Genomic DNA, 251 nt, shown 5'->3' on the forward strand with positions numbered 1-251 from the left:
GCTCCTGCGCCATCGCATCGGCGTGGTCTAACATCAGGCGCACCTTGGCAGCCGACCAGTCGTGGCTGATCCATTGCTCCGTGGTGACTATAAAGCAGGCTTCAACCGACTCGCCGGAGGATTGCGCAGCACGCTGGCAGGCGGCGGCCAAGGCCGGATTGTCGGCGGCTCTGAGGTCGTTACGGAACCAGACCAGCTGAGTCATGGTGTCTCCTGAATGTTGGCTAAAGGGGTTTCGTAAAGTTAACCAT

Annotated in this window: 1 protein-coding gene; it reads right to left on the minus strand. The window is 59.4% G+C overall.

Annotated elements, in window-relative coordinates:
- The coding region (locus AAEY57_RS20585) for a deoxyribodipyrimidine photo-lyase (RefSeq protein WP_350608734.1) at positions 1–205 on the minus strand (205 nt) is incomplete at its 3' end.
- Positions 206–251 lie beyond the last annotated feature (46 nt).

Origin of the sequence: Pseudoalteromonas sp. MER144-MNA-CIBAN-0113, from assembly GCF_040308965.1 — a bacterium.
GTDB lineage: Bacteria > Pseudomonadota > Gammaproteobacteria > Enterobacterales > Alteromonadaceae > Pseudoalteromonas > Pseudoalteromonas tetraodonis.